The organism is Sphingobium sp. EP60837, from assembly GCF_001658005.1.
GTDB classification, from domain to species: domain Bacteria; phylum Pseudomonadota; class Alphaproteobacteria; order Sphingomonadales; family Sphingomonadaceae; genus Sphingobium; species Sphingobium tyrosinilyticum.
In genome coordinates this window covers 672,740-690,348 of the sequence record NZ_CP015987.1, presented here as the reverse complement: position 1 = coordinate 690,348, position 17,609 = coordinate 672,740, and the positions used below count along the sequence as shown (strand labels likewise).

At 63.9% G+C, this 17,609-nt stretch carries 15 protein-coding genes; 6 read left to right on the top strand and 9 right to left on the bottom strand.

The features are described from left to right. Positions 1-5 precede the first annotated feature (5 nt). The 9 genes from EP837_RS16080 to EP837_RS16040 all read right to left on the bottom strand — a co-directional run bounded on the left by EP837_RS16080 (position 6) and on the right by EP837_RS16040 (position 10,131). A complete protein-coding gene (locus tag EP837_RS16080) occupies positions 6-812 on the bottom strand; it encodes an SDR family NAD(P)-dependent oxidoreductase (RefSeq protein ID WP_066530846.1) in 807 nt (268 codons plus the stop codon). A gap of 12 nt (positions 813-824) precedes the next feature. Further along, the gene (locus tag EP837_RS16075) at positions 825-2,306 is read right to left on the bottom strand and encodes a class I adenylate-forming enzyme family protein (protein WP_066530843.1); all 1,482 of its coding nucleotides are present in this window, start codon (positions 2,304-2,306) and stop codon (positions 825-827) included. 9 nt (positions 2,307-2,315) lie between these two features. Further along, a complete protein-coding gene (locus tag EP837_RS16070) occupies positions 2,316-3,506 on the bottom strand; it encodes an amidohydrolase family protein (RefSeq protein WP_066530840.1) in 1,191 nt (396 codons plus the stop codon). 82 nt (positions 3,507-3,588) lie between these two features. Beyond that, positions 3,589-4,464 carry an alpha/beta hydrolase gene (locus tag EP837_RS16065; protein WP_066530837.1) on the bottom strand — a complete coding sequence of 292 codons (876 nt, stop codon included), beginning with the start codon at positions 4,462-4,464 and terminating at the stop codon, positions 3,589-3,591. Then, positions 4,461-5,552 carry a Zn-dependent alcohol dehydrogenase gene (locus tag EP837_RS16060; protein ID WP_066530836.1) on the bottom strand — a complete coding sequence of 364 codons (1,092 nt, stop codon included), beginning with the start codon at positions 5,550-5,552 and terminating at the stop codon, positions 4,461-4,463. Before EP837_RS16060 ends, EP837_RS16065 begins: the two co-directional genes overlap by 4 nt. After that, positions 5,540-6,430, bottom strand: a complete 891-nt coding sequence (locus tag EP837_RS16055; protein ID WP_156518663.1) for an IclR family transcriptional regulator — start codon at positions 6,428-6,430, stop codon at positions 5,540-5,542. The genes EP837_RS16060 and EP837_RS16055 overlap by 13 nt, the downstream gene beginning before the upstream one ends. Positions 6,431-6,440: 10 nt before the next feature. After that, positions 6,441-8,330, bottom strand: a complete 1,890-nt coding sequence (locus EP837_RS16050) for a flavin-containing monooxygenase (RefSeq protein WP_066530831.1) — start codon at positions 8,328-8,330, stop codon at positions 6,441-6,443. Between the two features lie 197 nt (positions 8,331-8,527). Continuing rightward, positions 8,528-9,319: an enoyl-CoA hydratase-related protein gene (locus EP837_RS16045; protein ID WP_066530828.1), complete on the bottom strand. Its 792-nt coding sequence runs from the start codon at positions 9,317-9,319 to the stop codon at positions 8,528-8,530. Then, positions 9,316-10,131, bottom strand: a complete 816-nt coding sequence (locus EP837_RS16040; protein ID WP_066530826.1) for an enoyl-CoA hydratase — start codon at positions 10,129-10,131, stop codon at positions 9,316-9,318. The genes EP837_RS16045 and EP837_RS16040 overlap by 4 nt, the downstream gene beginning before the upstream one ends. 157 nt (positions 10,132-10,288) lie before the next feature. On the opposite strand from EP837_RS16040, the gene EP837_RS16035 reads away from it, so the two are divergent. The 6 genes from EP837_RS16035 (at position 10,289) to EP837_RS16010 (ending at position 17,487) form a co-directional block, all read left to right on the top strand. Further along, the gene (locus tag EP837_RS16035) at positions 10,289-12,376 is read left to right on the top strand and encodes an acyl-CoA dehydrogenase (RefSeq protein ID WP_066530824.1); all 2,088 of its coding nucleotides are present in this window, start codon (positions 10,289-10,291) and stop codon (positions 12,374-12,376) included. Between the two features lie 108 nt (positions 12,377-12,484). After that, complete coding sequence (locus EP837_RS16030; protein WP_197486355.1) at positions 12,485-13,849, top strand: spinster family MFS transporter; 1,365 nt, start codon at positions 12,485-12,487, stop codon at positions 13,847-13,849. Further along, positions 13,779-14,585 (top strand): NADPH-dependent F420 reductase, encoded by an 807-nt coding sequence (locus tag EP837_RS16025; protein ID WP_156518661.1) that lies wholly within the window; start codon positions 13,779-13,781, stop codon positions 14,583-14,585. The genes EP837_RS16030 and EP837_RS16025 overlap by 71 nt, the downstream gene beginning before the upstream one ends. A 50-nt stretch (positions 14,586-14,635) precedes the next feature. Then, a complete protein-coding gene (locus EP837_RS16020; RefSeq protein ID WP_197486354.1) occupies positions 14,636-15,565 on the top strand; it encodes a phytanoyl-CoA dioxygenase family protein in 930 nt (309 codons plus the stop codon). A gap of 43 nt (positions 15,566-15,608) precedes the next feature. Further along, a complete protein-coding gene (locus EP837_RS16015) occupies positions 15,609-16,430 on the top strand; it encodes an SDR family NAD(P)-dependent oxidoreductase (RefSeq protein ID WP_066530817.1) in 822 nt (273 codons plus the stop codon). 190 nt (positions 16,431-16,620) lie between these two features. Then, positions 16,621-17,487, top strand: coding sequence for a helix-turn-helix domain-containing protein (locus EP837_RS16010; protein WP_156518657.1), 867 nt, complete (start codon positions 16,621-16,623; stop codon positions 17,485-17,487). The last annotated feature ends 122 nt before the right edge of the window (positions 17,488-17,609 follow it).

The following is a 17,609-nucleotide window of genomic DNA, read 5'->3' as shown; positions in this document are numbered from 1 at the left end:
AAAGGCTATTCGTTGCTTTTCTTCGTTGCCATGACGCGCGGATCGAAATGGTTTGCCGCCATCCATCCGCCATCGACGAACAGCGTGTGCCCGGTCACATATTCCGACAGACCCGAAGCCAGGAACAGGACGGCACCGGCCACATCGCGAGTGGTGCCGGGCCTGCCGATCGGCAGCACGCTCGATTCCATCAGCGCGCGGGAATCCGGCGTCTCCGGCAGGCGCGGGGTGGTGATGCTGCCCGGCGCTACGGCATTGGCGCGGATGCCCTGGCGTCCCCATTCCGCCGCCATGGACTTTACCAGATGCATAAGGCCAGCCTTGGCCGCGCCATAGGGTGCGTGCATGGGTGAACCGACAGCGCCGTCCACCGACCCGATGCAGATCAGCGATCCAGGCACCCCGCGCGCGATCATCGATTGCGCAACGGCGCGGCCGGTCACGAAGAAATAGCGAAGGTTCCGGGACTGATCATAATCCCATTCCTCCAGCGTCACGTCGAGCAGCGGCTTGAACAAAGCCTGTCCGACGATGGTAACCAATATGTCGAGGCCGCCCATCGCTGCTTCCGCATCGGCCACTGCCTGCTTGACCGAGGCTTCGTCCAATATGTCCGCTTCGATCGCGATGCCCGCGCGGCCCAGCGCCCGCACTTCCTTCGCGACCTGTTCGGCCCTTTCGAGCACGCTGTCGAGCACGGCGATGTCGCATCCGGCTTCCGCCAGCAGCAGGGCGCTTGCTTCGCCCATGCCGCGGCCGCCACCGACGATCAGCGCCTTCTTTCCTTCCAAGCCCAACAATGACACGGTCATTTTCTCATCCTCTCAGGCCGCGTCGGCCATGAACATCTTCTTCACATCGTTCAGGCTGACCTTGAGCGACGGCGTGCGCGGCAGGGCATCGACTATGCGGATTTCCACCGGCACATGGGTAGGCGGCAATTCGGCGCGCAGATGCGCCAGCAGCGCCTGCTCATCAACTATCCCCGCGCTCTGGCTCAATTCGACCGCCGCGACCGGGACCGCGCCGAGGCGGGCGTCGGGGATGCCGACGACAGAGGCATCGACCACGGCGGGATGCTGGCGCAGCACATCGACCACGCGCTCAGGCAGGATCTTGAAGCCGCCCCGCACGATCGCGCCGTCGAACCGCCCCCGGTGAAAGACGTAGCCATCCTCGTCGATCATCACCAGATCCGTGGTGCGTACCCAGTCCGGACGGACGGACGGGCAATGGACTTCAAGAAGCCCTTCGGCACCGTGAGGCACTTCGGCTCCGCTTTCCGGATCGATGGCGCGGATCTCGACGCCCGGCATGGGCAGGCCGGTGCTGCCGCGCTTGCTGTCGCCCCTGTCCGCGCGCATCTGCGGCGTCCAGCGGACGATGGTACCGCAAAACTCCGTCGCGCCCATGCCCCAGAGGATCGGCAGATTGTAACGCTTTTCAAACCTGTCCTGCAGGTCTGGGTCCAGATAGGCCGAGCCGCCCGAGACGCTTTTCACGCTCTCCATGTCTTCCGGGGAGACGTCCGCGTCCATGATCATGGCGATCGCTGTGGGATTGAGGCCCAGCGTATCGGGCCTGTGGCGGCGCAGCGCATCAACCAGGCCATCGACGGTGAACCGCTCCATCAGCACCAGCGGCGTGTTGTTGACCGCCGCGCCCGTCAGCAGACACACGCCGCCCACGCCGCCCAAGGGCCAGATATTGATCTGCACCGAGGGAGCATTGCCGGACTCCGCACCGGGCGCGCTCATCACCGCCCGTTCCAACAGCTTGAGCGGCATCGGGATGCGCTTGGGCGTGCCGGTGGTGCCGCTCGACAGCACTTCAATGCCGCCATCAGGCAAGGCGTCGTCAAAGCTGGTCCGCGTGCACTTTTCCAGCCCCTCGACCAGCCTTGGTTCGGCATCGATGTCCGCCAGAGCAATGCCGGCACAGCCCGCTTGCTCAGCCGCCTTCCGGAAATTCGGCCAGTCCTGTTCGTCCGCGAGGATCGCCGCGGCGCCAAGGCTATCGATATTGTCGGCGATCGCAGTCGCCGGCAGGAAGGGATAGACGAAGCTGATCGACCGGCGATGCGCCATCAATCCCACGACTGCAGCCGCATGCGCCAAGCGGTTTCGGATGATGATCCCCACCTTCGCCGATGGTGGGCAACCGGCGGCCTCCAGCTGCGCCACGACTGCTTCGCCATAGCGCGCAACGTCGCCCCAGCTGACCCAGCGGCCCTCAAGTTCGATACCGCGTTCGCTGGCATGGTCGCGCAGATTGGCGCGCAGCTGTTCGATGACGTCGTGGCTCACAGCTTTTCCTTAGTTCCGCACGCCTTCCAGCAGGCCCTTGAGGTTGGAGGACATGACCATTTCCTTTTCCGCCATGGAATAGCTGGTCAATTCATGAAGGAAGTCGAGGGGATGTTCGGTTCCTTCCGGGTGCGGATAGTCGCTGCCGAACAGTATCCGGTTCACCTGCATATGCTCCTTCAACTGCCCGAAGTCGTCCTCGATAAAGGGCGTCACGAAGACATTGCGGTGAAATTGTTCAACCGGATCATTCATGAATTTCTGCGGCATCTGCCCGTAAACATGCTTCAGCTGGTCGATCAGCGGGATGACCCACTTCGCGCCATTTTCCACGCTGACCAGCCGGACGTCGGGGAAGCGGTCGAACACTCCGCCGCAGATGATCGCGGCCACCGTATCGGAAATGGCGCGTTCAATGATCCGCAGGCAGTTGACGAACGGATCAGATTCAAACGGCAACCACTCTGCGCCGCCAGTCCACATCTCGATCAGATGGTCATAGTCCGAGTTGGAAGCGTGGATCGACACGAAGATCTTTGCTTCCTGGATACGCGCCCAGAAGGCGTCGAAATCCTTGAGCCCCATCGACCGGCCGCCGCGATAGCCCGGAACGGGGGAAGGCCGGATGCAGATGGTCCGAGCCCCTTCCTTGATCAGCCAATCGGTCTCCGCGACCGCCCGGTCCATGTCGGCAAGTGAAACGACCGGCACGCCGAACAGACGGTTCTCGCGCGCGAAACCCCATTCCTCGCTGGTCCACTGGTTGAGCGCATGCAGGGCGTCGTGCAAGAACTCATGATCATAGCTCATCCACTTTTCAATGACCGAAAAGAGGGTGGGGAACATGAGCGCGGCATGCACATTATGGCCATCCAGTACCGCCAGACGCTCCTTGCCGGTGCGCCAGGATTCCGGCGGAGCGATCGGCTTGCCGGTCATCTGACGCATGGTCAGACCCTCGGGATTGTTCGCCCTGTAATAGTTGACGTGGGTGCCGGGAGCCGCAACGCGCTCGAAAGTGGGGTTCGGAATATAGTCCGAAATCTGTCCCTTGATCGCCAGACGCTTGCGGCCATCGACTTCCACGAAGCGGAAATCCTTGTGCCACTTCTTGGGCAGGTGACGGAACAGCGCGTCTTCCGGTTCATAAAAATGATTGTCCGCATCATAGACGGGAAAGGGTAGGCTGGGCGTTGTCATGGTGACGTCTCTCGATAGAAATAATGGTCTGCTTGTCGGTCAGTCCGGATGGTCCGGTCAATTGAGCGAGGCGGCTTTCCGGCTACATGGAAGCGCCGGAAACCGCGGATTTCAGGGCTTTGGTAAAGGCCGCCATGGTTGCAACGGCGGCGGCCGCTTCGGGCGATCCGGGGGCCATGAGCGGCCAGACATGGCCCATGCCCGGTGCGACGTGCAACGTCACGCGACGGTCCGCGATCGCCAGCTTTCTTGCAAAGGCAAGCGCTTCGTCCAGAAGCACTTCCGCGCTGCCGGTCAGGATCAGAGTCGATGGGAAATCGGCGGGGTCGGCATTGAGTGCTGATACTAAGGGATCATCGGGCGCATGGCCCTGAAGATAGAGTTGCGCGGAATCCAGAACCGCCGCCTTGGAAAAGAGCGGATCGCGCTCCGCATTGCGATCAAGGCTGTCGCCCTGGGCCGTCAGATCAAGCATCGGCGAGACAAGAATGGCACCCGCGGGCCGCTCACCCGCCCGCGCCGCGAGGATGCAAAGCGCGGCAGTCAGGCCGCCCCCGGCAGAGTCCCCTGCAATGACCGCAGACTGGCTGTCCTCCAGCGCGCGATAGACCGCGACGATGCTGTGCAGCGCGGCGGGAAAAGGATTTTCGGGTGCGAGCGGGTAAAAAGGCAGGATGATCCGCCGCCCGGCTTGATCGGCTATCCCCTGCGCATAAGCGATATAAGCGACAGGCGAACCCAGCCGGTATCCGCCGCCATGGAGGTAGAGGATGTCGCCCTGTGCCGGGCCGTTTTGCGGCTCAACCAGCAAGCAGCGTACGCCACCAATCAGGGCTTGCTTGGGAGCGTCTCCCTCGCCCGTGCTACCGGCAGCGCGGGCTCTTCGTTCCAGCAGCCCCGCATCTGCAGGACGACCGTCGCGCAACGGCGGCAGATACCAGGCGCCAGCGCCGGTCACAGCACGAACACCCCGCGCGCCAGCTTGCCTTCCTCAAGATCGTGGAAAGCCTGCTCGAAATCGGCCAGATCGTAGCGCTGCGTCACCAGCTCATCCAGCATCAGCTTACCCTGTCGATATTGGGCGATGTAGGACGGAATGTCACGATGCGGCCGCGATGCGCCATAGCGCGCGCCCATGACGCCGCGATCGACAAAGGCGAGTGGGGTGAGCGACACTTCGGCGGTGGTACCCGCCGCCGTGGTGCCGACGATCACGCAATTACCGCCCCAGCCAAGGCTCGCCATGGCGTCGTTCAGCACGCGGGTATTGCCGACGCACTCGAACGACCAATCGACGCCGCTGCCATGATCTGGGTTGCCACCGGACACAATGTCCTTGATCCGCTGCGGCGTGTCCTCCTTCGACGCGTCGATGAAATCGGTTGCGCCGAACTCGCGCGCCTTCTCCTCGCGCGAAGCGAGCAGGTCGATGGCGATGATGCGGCTCGCCCCGGCCAAGCGCAGGCCCTGCAGCACGTTGAGGCCGATGCCGCCAATGCCGAACACCGCTGCCGTCTCGCCCGGCTGCACGCGCGCGCGGTTGACGACAGAGCCCACGCCGGTCAGCACGCCGCAGCCCACGACGCAGGCGGTATCCAGTGGCACTGTAGGGTCAATCTTCACCGCCTGATTGGACTTCACCACCGTCTTTTCGACAAAGGTGGATGTCGCCGCGAAGCTGGAGACGGGCTCCCCATTGCGCATGAAGGGTTGGGAGCGGTTGCCGTAAGACTGGCGGCAATGAGTCGGCCTGCCGCTTTCACAAGGACCGCAACGGCCGCAATTGGCAAGGGTGTGGAGAGCGACATGGTCGCCGACCGCCAGATCGGTGACTCCTGGACCGAGCTTTTCGATCACCCCCGCCCCTTCATGGCCCAACACAGCAGGCGCAGGCCAATCGATCGTGCCGTTGATGACGGAGATATCGGAATGGCAGATGCCGCTGGCAGCGATGCGCACCAGCACTTCGCCCGCCTCCGGCTCGCGCACCTCCACATCCTCGACATAGCGGATCTTGCCGGGACCTTCGTAGATCAGCGCACGCATTCAGCTTCTCCCAATATATTCTTATCTTGCGTCGATGCGGCCCGGCAGTAACGGCCGACCGCCTCACCCAGCATAGCGATGCGGGACAACGACAAGGGCCGGTCGAACCCGAAGAGCGACAAGGTGCACAGCACCGCGCCATCGGGGCCGAAGACCGGGGCAGAGATCATATCGACCGCATGAAGGCGATCGGCCTGCCCCTCGATCATCAGATAATCCTCGCCCATCTGCCCGATCAGCTCGGCCGCGCGCTTTTGCCGGTCGTCGGCGAGGGGTTCCTCGGCCATGTCGAGTACCGCACGACCAGCCGCCACCTGCTCAGGGCTGCGCCGCATCACCGCGTAGCCGCGCTGGCGCACCATCGCGAGCGACTGGCGCAGGCGGTCCTGCTCGATCGGTCCTGCCGCCTTGCCGAGCCAGTCGTCCACTTCCCGGCTGTCCGCCCAAGCGAGGAATGGCGTGCCGAGCGGCGGGATAAGCGGCACGCGCTGCCCGATCCGCAACCCGGGGAGCCGCCCCGGTCCTTCCGACGCCAGGGCGATCAACCGGTCCCCCAGCCGCGCGGTCAGCAGGCTGTCCAGATCTAGGTCGGCAGACATACGGGCGATCTGGTCGCGTGCCGCTGCGACCACAGGATGGCACTGGAGCGCGGCATGGCCGATTGCGATGAGCGCAGGGCCAAGCCTGTAAGCCCGCCCCCTCTCCTGCCGGACGAGATAGCCGTCGCGCGTCATTGCGCCGAGCAGTGCGTGGCAGGACGCCGGATTCAGGTCGAGGTGTCGCACCAACTCCGTCAGCGAATAGCCCCGCATCGGGTCCGCCGCCATGAAATTCAAAATGTCGATGGCGCGCGATGCGGCCAATGCGGGGCGAGGCACGGCTATTCCCTCAACTGAGTTCCAGATCGTCCCAGTTCACCACCGTGCACATGCGGTGATAATCGGGGCTGAGCCAGGGCGCATTGACCTGAAGGCGGCGATGTTCGCGGTTCACATAATAATTCTTCTCGATGCCGCCCTCTGGCGTCATCTGCAGCCAGTTCTGCGCCTCTTCGTCGAGTTCGCGGTTATAGCGTTCGAACGCCTCCCGCTTCACATCGACGCGGCCTTTGCCTTCTTTCAACATGCGCATCATGCACTGAGCAGCGAAGCTGGCCCAGATCAGCCACCATTGCGGCAGGCCGGTGCCGCCGGTCAGCGGTTGCGAGTTGGGGCCGTAAAGCATGAATAAATTAGGGAATTGCGGCACCATCATCGACAGATAGGCGCGGGGGCCGTCGCCTGCGTCCCATGTGTCGTGGAGGTCCTGGCCTTCCTGGCCCTTATAGCGGGCGGGCCAGAGATATTTAAGCACGTCGAAGCCGGTTGCGGCGATGACGATATCGAAGTCGCGTTCGGCGCCGTCCGCCATCACGAAGCCGGTCCTGGTGAAGCGTCCCACCGATCCGGTCAGCAGTTCCACATTGTCGCGGGTGAGCGCGCGATACCAGCCATTATCGACCACGGGGCGGCGCGACATGGGGGCATAATCGGGGATCAGTTTTTCGATGAGATCCTCGCGCCCGCCGGTTTCCTGCCGGATATAGTTAGTGAGGAAGGCGCGCATGTCGTCATTCGCCTTGCTGACCTGACCACCCTGGGCCTGCCATTCCCGATCGACGCGCTGCAGCCGGTCGATATCGAACAGGGGAGCGGTCGCGGCGTAGCGCGCCCAGTTCCAGTAGCCGGGCATATTCTCATAGAGCCAAGCCAGCTCGGGTTCGATCGGGGAGCCATATTTCTCGCGCGGGCTGATCCATTGCGGGGTGCGCTGCACGACAGTGACATGCCCCGCCTTTTCCGCGACGGCGCTCAACAGCTGCACACCGGTCGATCCATTGCCGATGATGGCGACGCGCTTGCCGGTCAGGTCCAGATCCTGCGGCCAGGCGGAGGGATGGACGATCTGGCCGCCAAAGTCATGGACGCCTTCGATATCGGGAAGCTGCGCATTGGCGAAGGTGCCGCAGGCGGTGATGATGACATTGGCTTCGATCTGCTCGGCGCCGGCGGGCGTATCAACGTCGATCGTCCAGATGTTGCGGGCAGCGTCGAAGGATGCGCCCTTTACGTCATGGTTGAAGCGGCTGTTCGCCATCACGCCATATTTGCGCGACACATGCTGGAGATAGGCGCGCACCTCCTCGCCCCGGTTAAAATGCTCCGACCAGCGATAGAGCTTTTCGAAGCTATATTCATAGGTGATGGACGGCGTGTCGACGCGCACATCGGGATAGCGGTTGATCGTCCAGGTGCCGCCCGCTTCGGGTTGACGCTCCAACAGGATATAGGGGAGGCCAAGCAGCTCGCACTGCACACCTGCCACGATGCCTGCCGGGCCGCTGCCGATGATGACGACGCGGAAGTTGTCCGGAATGTCGGGCTTCCCTGACTGCCACTGGACGGCGCAGGGGAAGGGGCGGAAGGCGGGAAGGTCACGGCGCGCCTCGAACTCGACTTCGGTCATCTCAAGGCCGGTGATCATGGTCATCAGCTTGCGCAGTTCGGCTTCGGGCGGTTCGGGCAGCTCCGCGCTGCCCGCATTGTCGATGAGCCAGTCCGTCGCGCGATTGATCAGCAGCGCCTTCTGCTCAGGGCTCATGCGCGCCGAGGGCGGCAGGGCGGCAATCTCTTCATCGCCGCTATTCTGGTAAAGGGTGACGCGCAGCGCATTCGGCTCCGCCAATTCGACCGCACGCCGAATATAGTCCGTGTCGATAGCTTTTGCCGCCGTAGCCATCAGTTACTCCATGATTGAGCGCGACGTGAGAAGAGTCGCGGCCTTTGTTGTTTTTTGCAATATCGAATTTTTAATGGTGCTCGGCATAGATTTGGCCTGTTTCCACAATGGCGGAACAGGAGAGAAGCGCCCTTCGACATTTGGCTGAGACAAGTGGCTCAGCCAAACAGGGCGAACGGAGGTTAGAATAAACGCGCTTAATAACCCAGGAAGCGCGGCGGGCGGCGTTCCATGAAGGCTTTGCCTGCTTCGCTGGCGTCGTGGGTCAGCAGGCTGATCTGGGCGTTAGCGACCGCTTCCTGCGCCATGGTTTCGTCGAGCGTGCCAGCCGCCGCGGCGTTGAGGTTGCGTTTCATCGCGGCGTAGGCGGCAGTTGGTCCGCTTGCCAGCTTGGCTGCAAGGGTCGCGCATTCGGCATCCAGTGCCTCATCGTCGGTAAGGTGGGTGATGAGCCCTGCGGCCAGCGCTTCTTCGCCGGTCATCGGGTCGTCGAGAAGGAACATCTCGCGTGCTTTCGCTGCGCCGAGCAATTGAGTCAGGAAGAAGCTGCCGCCCGGATCGCCGCAGCGTCCGGCGCTGGCGAAGGCGAGCTTGAACTTCGCCGTCCGCGACGCGACGCGCAGGTCGCAGGCAGCCGCCATGACCAGCCCGCTGCCCGCCACCGGCCCACGGATGCAGGCGATGGTGGGCTTTGGCATGCGGTGGAGCAACAGCGGGATTTCGGCATGCAGCGTCATGCGCGCGGCCGCCTCGTCCGGACGCATCGGCTCCGCCCGTTCCTCCTTGCCGTCGCCCGACAGGTCATAACCGGCGCAAAAGCCCCGCCCTGCCCCGGCAAGCACGACGCAGCGGATCGACGGATCAGTCGACCAGGCGCGCAGCGTCAGCGCGATTTCGTCCAGCATGGCTTCCGTGACGGCGTTGAGGCGATCCGGCCGGTTCAGCGTCAGCGTCGCAACGCCATCCCCAATTTGCGTCAGGATGCTCATGCGTGCGACTTCACCTTGTCCATGCCGGCCACGATGAACTCGCCAGTCTGGCCATAAGCGGACGCATGGCCGAGTTGATGAATGTCGAAGCAGCTTTGCAACGCCGCGCTCTGACCCATGATGTCCAGCGTCTGGTTGACGGCGCGCTTGGCCATGGCGAGCGCATGGGGGTGCATCTGCGCGATTTCGCGGGCGAGCGCGAGCGCCTCTGCATCCAGGTCGGCGCGCGGCACGACCCGGTTCACCATGCCGCGCCGTTCCGCCTCAATCGCGCTGATCGGCTTAGCGGTGAAGAGCATCTCCTTCGCCTTGCGCGGGCCAAGTTCCCATGTGTGACCATGATATTCGACGCCGCCGATGCCCATCAGCACGACCGGATCGGAAAAGCGTGCATCGTCCGCCGCGATGATGAGATCGCACGGCCAGGCGAGCAACAGGCCGCCCGCGATGCACGCGCCCTGCACCGCCGCTATCGAGGGCTTGGGAATGTCGCGCCAGCGCTTTGAATAACCGAGATAATATTTTGCTTCCCATTCATGGATGCCGAGCAGGCCGCGTTCGGGTATCGTTTCGCGGATTCGGTTGAAGGACCCGTCCCGAAAGGCTTCCGGACTGACGTCATGACCGGCGGAGAAATGCTTGCCCTCTGCGCGCAGCAGGATGACGCGGACGGACTCGTCCTCGGCCGCTTTCTCCCATGCTTCGTTCAGCTGATGCAGGAAGGGTTCATTCTGCGCGTTCGCCCGGTCGGCGCGATCCAGCGTGATCGTGGCGACGCGGTCCTCGACCGCATAACGGATAAATTGTGCCATTAGATAAAGTCTCCTGCACCGCTGGTTGCGCGCAATCCGCGCGGCGGACATCCGTTACCCCCGCCCTTCCGCGTGACCGGAAGCACTGCGCCGCCAAATTGACATCGCTACCTGCAGGATGGCCAAGCATGGGAGCGCGAACAAGGTGGAAATATAGATGGACCTCGAACTGAACGAACAGCAGGTGATGATGCAGGAAGCGGCGCTCCGCTTTTTCGATCGGGAAGAGGTGGTGAATGCCGCGCGAGCGTCCAGGGGCGGGGCCGACGCGGCGCTCTGGCGCGAAGCGGCTGACATGGGCTTTGTGGCGATGCGCGCGCCCGAGGGCAAGGGCGGCCTGGGCATGGGCCTGATGGAAGCCGCGCTGATCTGTGAGGCGGCGGGCCGGGGCGCGGCCCCCATTCCCATCGCGGACGGGATCGCCGCATGCGGCCTGCTGGGGGCGCTGGAGGGCCAAGCGGCGGCCGAGCTGCTTGAAGAATCGCTGAGCGCACCGATCAGCTTTGACCCGCAGCTAGGATGCGCTCAGCTGATCTGGGACGACGACGCACTCCATGCCGTTCGGCCGGATGGCAAGAAGCAGCTGATCGGCAGCGGCAATGCGGCGAGGCAGTTTTTCGAGGCGGCGCTGATCGAACGCGCGTTGCTGCGATCGGCTTGGCTGGTCGGCGCGGGCACGCGAGCGATCGAAATGGCCTCTGCCTATGCCACCGAACGCAAGCAGTTCGACCAGCCGATCGGCGCGTTCCAGGGCGTGGCCTTCCCCCTGGCCGACTCCATCACGGACATGGAAGGCGGCCGGTTACTGCTGTGGCGCAGCATCTGGGGCATTTCCCAAGGACAGGCGGATGCTGGGGCCCTGTCCGCCATGACCAGCTGGTGGACCGCGACGACCGCGCGCTCGGCCGTGCGACGCGCTTTGCGTACTTTCGGAGGCTATGGCCTGTCTGACGAATATGACATCCACCTCCACTTCCTGGCGATCGACCGGGTGGCGCTGGCGGAGGGCGATCCGGAGGATCGGCTTGTCGTGGCGGGCGATCGGCTGTGGGCGGGGGCGCGGGCCGCTTTGCCCGATGCTGGCGAAACCGGCGTGGAGATGGGCTTTACGCCCGGCGAAGAGGCCTTCGCCGCAGAGGTTCGACGCTTCCTGGAAACCGCTGTGACGCCTGAAGTGCGGGAGCAGGCAAGGGCTTCGACGGACGGCCATATCCCTGAGCTGCACCGCAAACTGGCGGCAGCGGGCCTCGCCTACCCGGATTGGCCGAAGGAGTGGGGCGGGCAGGATCGCAGCCCGACGGAAGTCACCGCCCTGGGCCGCGTGTTCGAGGAGTTCGGCATTTCCCGCATCCCGATCGGCTGCACCAATATGGGCGCACGCATGACTATGAAGTTTGGATCGCCCGAAATGAAGGCGGAGATATTGCCGCGCCTGGCCGACGGATCGGCGCTTGGCTGCCTGGGCTTCACCGAGCCGGGTTCGGGATCGGACATGTATGCGGCGCGCACGCGCGCCGTTCGCGATGGCGATGACTGGATCATCACCGGGCAGAAGATGTTTACGACCGGAGCGCATATCTCCGATTATATCCTGATGCTGGCGCGCACCGATCCGGACGCGCCCAAGCATAAGGGAATCACGATCTTCTTCTTTCCCATGGACCTGCCCGGCATCACCACCCAGCCCGTCGATACGCTGCAGGACGAACGGACCAACATCACTTTTTACGACGAGGTGCGGGTGCCGGACCGTTACCGGCTGGGCGAGGTCAATGGCGGCCTGAAGGTCATGGCAGCGGCAATGGAGATCGAGCATGGCGGCGAAGGCTATCATATCTATCATCACAGCCTGATGCAGGCGGCGGTGGATTGGGCGAGCAACGCCGATGCGAAGGGTGTGCGCCCCATCGACAAGGCGGCGGTGCGGGCGCGGCTAGCGCGCGCGCGAACGCATATGGAGATCGCGGACCTGATGTGCCGCCGCGTCACATGGGCGATCGAGGCAGGGCGAATGAACCGCTCGATCGGACCGATGGCGAAGATGTTCGCGACCGAAATCTACATGGAGGATGCGGGCGACCTGGCGGCTCTGGCAGCGCCGGGCACGCTACGGCATGAAACGCCTGCGCTGGCGAAGATCGAGGAATCCTATCGCCAGTCGATCGGCCAGACCATCTATGGCGGCACCAGCGAAGTGCATCGCGGGATCATCGCGCAGCATCATCTGGGCCTCCCACGAGCGTAAGGCGCAGGCTTCCATATGCGCGGAAAGTTGCTCGCACACATTGATCCTGCGGGCCAGCGGCCGATCCTGCTCGGCGATGCGCGGGACAGGATTCGGCAAAGGAGAGCGATGACAAATCAAGTTCCGCTGACGGCGCCCGATGCCTTTCCAGCCGTGGCGGCCGATGGCCCCGCCGCAGTCGACGGATCGATGAAGCGCCGGCGCACCGCGATGCTGCTGATGCTCGCCTTCATCTACAGCCTCAATTATCTCGACCGGCAGATCGTCATCATCCTGCAGGAGCCGATCAAGGCCGATTTCCGGCTGGCGGATTGGGAGCTGGGCCTGCTGACGGGCGGGGCGTTCGGGCTCTTCTATACGGCGATGGGAATTCCGATCGCCCATGTCATCGATCGCGGCGTCAACCGGGTGCGGCTGATCGCACTGTTCACGGCGAGCTGGAGCGTCATGACGGCGCTGTGCGGCCTGACGCGCAGCTTCACCCAGTTCTTCGGTGCGCGCATGGGCGTCGGCCTAGCCGAAGCGGGCTTTGCGCCTGCCGCCCATTCGCTGATTTCCGATCTTTATCCGCCCCGCGAGCGACCTGCGGCGGCGGGCCTGTTCGCGATCGGCGTGCCTGTCGGGGTAATGGCTGGCCTGTCGATCGGCGGCGTCGTGGCGCAGGCGACCGACTGGCGCACAGCGCTGCTGCTCGCGGGTCTGCCGGGCATAGTGATGGCCATCATCTTTCCGCTTGTCGCGCGCGAACCGGCGCGCGGCGGCACAGAAGAGACGCACCATGACAGGCGCGAGGATCAGCCGCCTGCGAACTTCCTCCAGGGGCTGCGTATACTCGGCCGGCGACGCGCCTTCGTGCATGTGATCGCGGGCAGCGCCGCCATCGCCTTCGCGCAGACGGGCATATCCGCGTGGATGCCATCCTTCCTCATCCGCAATCATGGCATGAACCTGGCGCAGGTCGGCCTTAGCCTAGGGCTGCTCTCCGGCTTGTGCGGCGCGCTCGGCACATGGGCGGGCGGATGGCAGGGGACGCGCCTCAGCCGGTCGGGCCTGCATATGGCCCTATGGTTGCCGATCGCGGGCGTTCTGCTGTGTGGGCCGCTCTACATCGTCGCGCTGCTGATGGGGAGTGGGCAGAGCGCGCTGCTGATGCTGATCCCTGCCATCATCCTGGGCGCGCTGTGGACCGCGCCGTCGATCGCGCTGACGCAAAGCCTGGCGCCCGTCGCTATGCGTGCGCGGGCGAGCGCAGTCTATATCGTCGCCGCCAACCTGATCGGCGTGTCGATGGGGCCGCTGATGACGGGTTTGCTGAGCGACTGGTTCGCGCAGCTGCGGGGCGACAACGCGGCCATGGGGCTGCGCGACGCGATGATGAGCATCACGGTGCTGTTCCCGTTGGGTGCATGGCATTGGGCGTTGGCGGCGCGCTTGCTCCGGCGGGAAGCGGCAGCGGCGGGTACGGGAGCCTGAGATCGTCATGCCGCGGGCTGTGATCATCGGATCGGGCAATATCGGCAGCGCCGTTGCGGGACGGCTGAAGGCGATTGGCTACGACGTTGTCATGGCCAATTCGCGCGAGCCGTCTTCGCTCACCGACCATGCGCGGCGGCTGGGCATCACGCCGGGAACGCTGGAGGATGCGGCAGGCGCGGCGGACTTCGTGCTGATCGCTATTCCGCAGCATGCCGTCGCGAAGCTGCCGCCCCGGCTGTTCGCGCGCACCAGTACGGAGACGGTGGTACTAGACGCGGGCAATTATTATCCCCGGCTCCGCGACGGAACGATCGCAGAGATCGATGCGGGGATGCCGGACAGCCAGTGGGTCGAACAGCAGATCGGCCGTCCGGTGATCAAGATGTTCAACACCATCCATGCAGGCCGCATCGCCGACGCGCACCGGCCCCCTGGCGCGCCAGACCGCATCTGCCTGCCGGTCGCAGGTGATGACGTGGCGGCGAAGGCGCGGGCGGTCGCCTTGGCGGACCTGATCGGCTTCGATGGCATCGATGCCGGGCCGCTCGCTCAGTCGTGGCGGCAGCAGCCCGGCATGCCGGTTTTTTGCACGCATGTGCCGACGGCCAAAGCAACAGCCGCGCTCGCACAGGCACGGCATGATGCGGTAGAAGCAAAGCGGCAGGAAGCGCTAGACCGGGCGCGGCGCTGGTCGCGCGATGGCGCGGACGTCGGCCGACTGCCGGCAGGCTGAAACAATCATCGGGGCAGCGGCCCCGCGTGAAATTGAAACAGGAGATGGACATGGCAGTGGGAAACGCAAAGAAGCAGGTGACAAAAGACATGGGCGGCGGTGATACGCGCCCTGTAAAGCCGCTCGAATTTGATGGTCCGTTGCCTAAGCCTACCACCGACCGGGACCAGATCAGGGCGGACCTGGATCGTGCCGGTTACGCCATCGCAGCAGAGGTGTTCACCAAGGCAAAGGCGCGCGAGATGCGGGACTTCCTGGCTGCGGAGATCGCGCGCGATGAAGCCATCGACGAGGAGCGGGTACGCCGTTTCTATACCGACAATGACGACCTTAACCGCCGCATGTCCGGGTCGCAGCTGGTAAACCGCCATGCGTTCTTCCGCGACATTCTAGAACATGAACTGCCGTTGCAGATCACCAAGGAATTGTTGGGGCCGCAGACGCTGAACGAATCCTATCTAGTGCACAGCTATGGCGCGAACGTCACGCGGCCCGGCAGCGCTCAGCAAGGCATCCATCGCGACCGCAGCGGCGCCGTGCCTCTGGTCGCCGGGGCGGCGCAGACCCGCTTCATCTGGTGCCTGGATGACTTCGTCGAGGAAAATGGCGCGACCCGCGTGGTGCCGGGCAGTCATCGCGATACCGAACCGCAATCCTGGACCGTGCAATATGAATCGGTCCCCGCCGAAGCCCCCGCCGGGTCAGTGCTGATCTATACCGACCTGCTGCTGCACGGCACCGGGGCCAATGTCTCGTCCAATCTGGAACGTGCAGGAGTCATCATCGGCTACTGCCCGCCCTGGTGGAAGCCGATGATCAACTTCCCGATGACGACCAATCCCGAAGTGATGAAGGGTTCTTCCAAGGTGCTGCGCCAGTTGATGGGCTATAGCTCGGTCTCGGTGGGATTCGACGAGCCTTGGACCTACGCGCCCGAGGCCGTGAAGGAACTGGTCGTGCCGCCCGAAATGGAGTGGTGAGGGTGCAGAGCACAGGAATGTCTGATCATGTCGCAGGACCGGCATGGACCTGCAACTGACGGGAAAGCGCGCGCTGGTGACCGGATCGAGTTCCGGCATCGGCGCGGGCATCGCGGCCGAACTGGCGCAGGAGGGTGCGCTGGTCGTCGTCCATGGCCGTCATGAAGGCCGGGCAGAGGCCGTCGCTCGCGCCATTCGGGACGGCGGCGGGACTGCCGCAGTGGCGATCGGCGACCTTTCGAGCGACGTGGGGGCTGACGCCGTCGCGGCTGCGGCGCTTGCCGCCTTTGGCGGCATCGACATATTGGTGAACAATGCCGGTGGCCGATCAGGTGGCGACGGCGCTGCGGACTGGATGAGCGCGTCCGCCCAGGATTGGGCGGATACCTACCAGAAAAATACCATCGCGACGCTGCGCATGATCCACCGCCTTGCGCCCGCGATGAAGGAACGGGGCTGGGGCCGGTTGATCCAGTTCGCGTCCTCCGCCGCCAATTCGCCCAGCTCCGCTGTCCCGCATTATGCGGCGTCCAAGGCCGCGATCATCAACCTGACGGTCGGACTTTCCAAGGCGTTCGCAAATAGCGGCGTCACGGCGAACACGGTGAGTCCGGGCATGATCGCGACGCCGTCGGTGGATGAGTGGTTCGAGCAGATCGCGGCTGAAAAAGGCTGGAGCGGCCCCGACGCAGCGAAGCAGGCCGAAGCCTGGGCGATGGAGCATATCGTTCACCAGACCGTCTCACGCGTAGGCCGCGTCCGTGAGATAGCGGCGCTGACAGCATTCCTCTGCAGCCCGCTTGCAGATTTCATCAATGGCGCAAATTTTCGCAGCGACGGCGGCCGGTCGCCCGCCATCAATTGAAGTTTAGGCACAGGAATATCACGCTTTTTATCTCGGCTATCAGCTCCCCTGCCCTCAAACCTGGACGAGCCCTGTCACGATTTCCAAGGGCATTGGCGGCCTGGCTGGATATTCGCCCATCCAGCCTTAAGCCATTGGATCAGGCGGGCATTGACGGTAGGAGCCGCGAAGTTCAGGATTATTGCTGCTCATGCCCTCTTCCCCGCCTATCGCCCGCGTGGTGGCCGTCCTCAATTTCCTTGGCGGTCATGCGGAGCAAGCCTTCACGCTCACTGAAATCGCCAAGTCGCTACGGATCAGCGGCGCGACTTGCCACAGCCTGTTGGGCGCGCTGGCCGAGGAGGGCTATGTCTATCGCACAGCGGCCAAATCCTATGTCATCGGCCCGGCTGTCAGCCGCATCGCCCAACCGCGTTTGACGATACAGGCGCTGATGCAGGTCGTGCGGCCGGAAATGCGCCTGCTTGCCGATGAGTTCGATGTCGTCTGTTCCGCATCCTTCCTGAAGGGCGAGGATGTCATCGTCCATGAACGCGCGGCTTCCGTTTCGAACATCACCTGGAACGCCAACGCGCGGTCAGCGCACAAGGCGACCGCTCCTGCTGGCAATGTCTTCATGGCTTGGAGCAACGGGGAGATGGTTGAACGCTGGCTTGATGGCGCGGCGCCCCCTCTTGACGCACAGGGTCGGAAAGCAGCGCTCCGGACGCTGGAATTCTTACGCCTTAAAGGCTTCACCTTCGGCGTGCGGCTTGCTCCGCTCGACAGCCCGGAAAGCGCGTTGGCGCTGCAGAGCCGCCGCGATATGACCGATTATTCGGCACCCGAGTTGAAGCCGAGTGCGAGCTACAATCTCGCCTTCATCTCCGCTCCCATATTCGGCCGGGGCGAGGAGGTCGCGTTCAGCTTGAACCTGCTGGGTTTTAGTCAGCCGGCGAAGGGCAAGGACGTCATGGTGATGGGCGAAAGACTGCGCGAAGCCTGTGCCCGCATCAGCGCCTTCATTGCGGGGCGCGAACTGCTCGGGATCGACGCTCCCGCCACTGCAGCCCTCTAACAGAATTAGAGCACAGACTCGGCGATGCCGAAGCATGCCGCGCGCGGGCCGCTGCGCCAATTCCGGCTATCCGGCAAAGCCCGTGCCATACTATAATCTTTCTTCAAAATACGGAATTATCA

Bases quoted from the DNA above. Each gene is read 5' to 3' on its own strand.
- EP837_RS16045 (WP_066530828.1), bottom strand. From the start codon at position 9,319: ATGAGCATCCTGACGCAAATTGGGGATGGCGTTGCGACGCTGACGCTG.
- EP837_RS16070 (WP_066530840.1), bottom strand. From the start codon at position 3,506: ATGACAACGCCCAGCCTACCCTTTCCCGTCTATGATGCGGACAATCAT.
- EP837_RS16030 (WP_197486355.1), top strand. From the start codon at position 12,485: ATGACAAATCAAGTTCCGCTGACGGCGCCCGATGCCTTTCCAGCCGTG.
- EP837_RS16020 (WP_197486354.1), top strand. From the start codon at position 14,636: ATGGCAGTGGGAAACGCAAAGAAGCAGGTGACAAAAGACATGGGCGGC.
- EP837_RS16010 (WP_156518657.1), top strand. From the start codon at position 16,621: ATGCCCTCTTCCCCGCCTATCGCCCGCGTGGTGGCCGTCCTCAATTTC.
- EP837_RS16060 (WP_066530836.1), bottom strand. From the start codon at position 5,552: ATGCGTGCGCTGATCTACGAAGGTCCCGGCAAGATCCGCTATGTCGAG.
- EP837_RS16015 (WP_066530817.1), top strand. From the start codon at position 15,609: ATGGACCTGCAACTGACGGGAAAGCGCGCGCTGGTGACCGGATCGAGT.
- EP837_RS16080 (WP_066530846.1), bottom strand. From the start codon at position 812: ATGACCGTGTCATTGTTGGGCTTGGAAGGAAAGAAGGCGCTGATCGTC.
- EP837_RS16035 (WP_066530824.1), top strand. From the start codon at position 10,289: ATGGACCTCGAACTGAACGAACAGCAGGTGATGATGCAGGAAGCGGCG.
- EP837_RS16050 (WP_066530831.1), bottom strand. From the start codon at position 8,330: ATGGCTACGGCGGCAAAAGCTATCGACACGGACTATATTCGGCGTGCG.
- EP837_RS16040 (WP_066530826.1), bottom strand. From the start codon at position 10,131: ATGGCACAATTTATCCGTTATGCGGTCGAGGACCGCGTCGCCACGATC.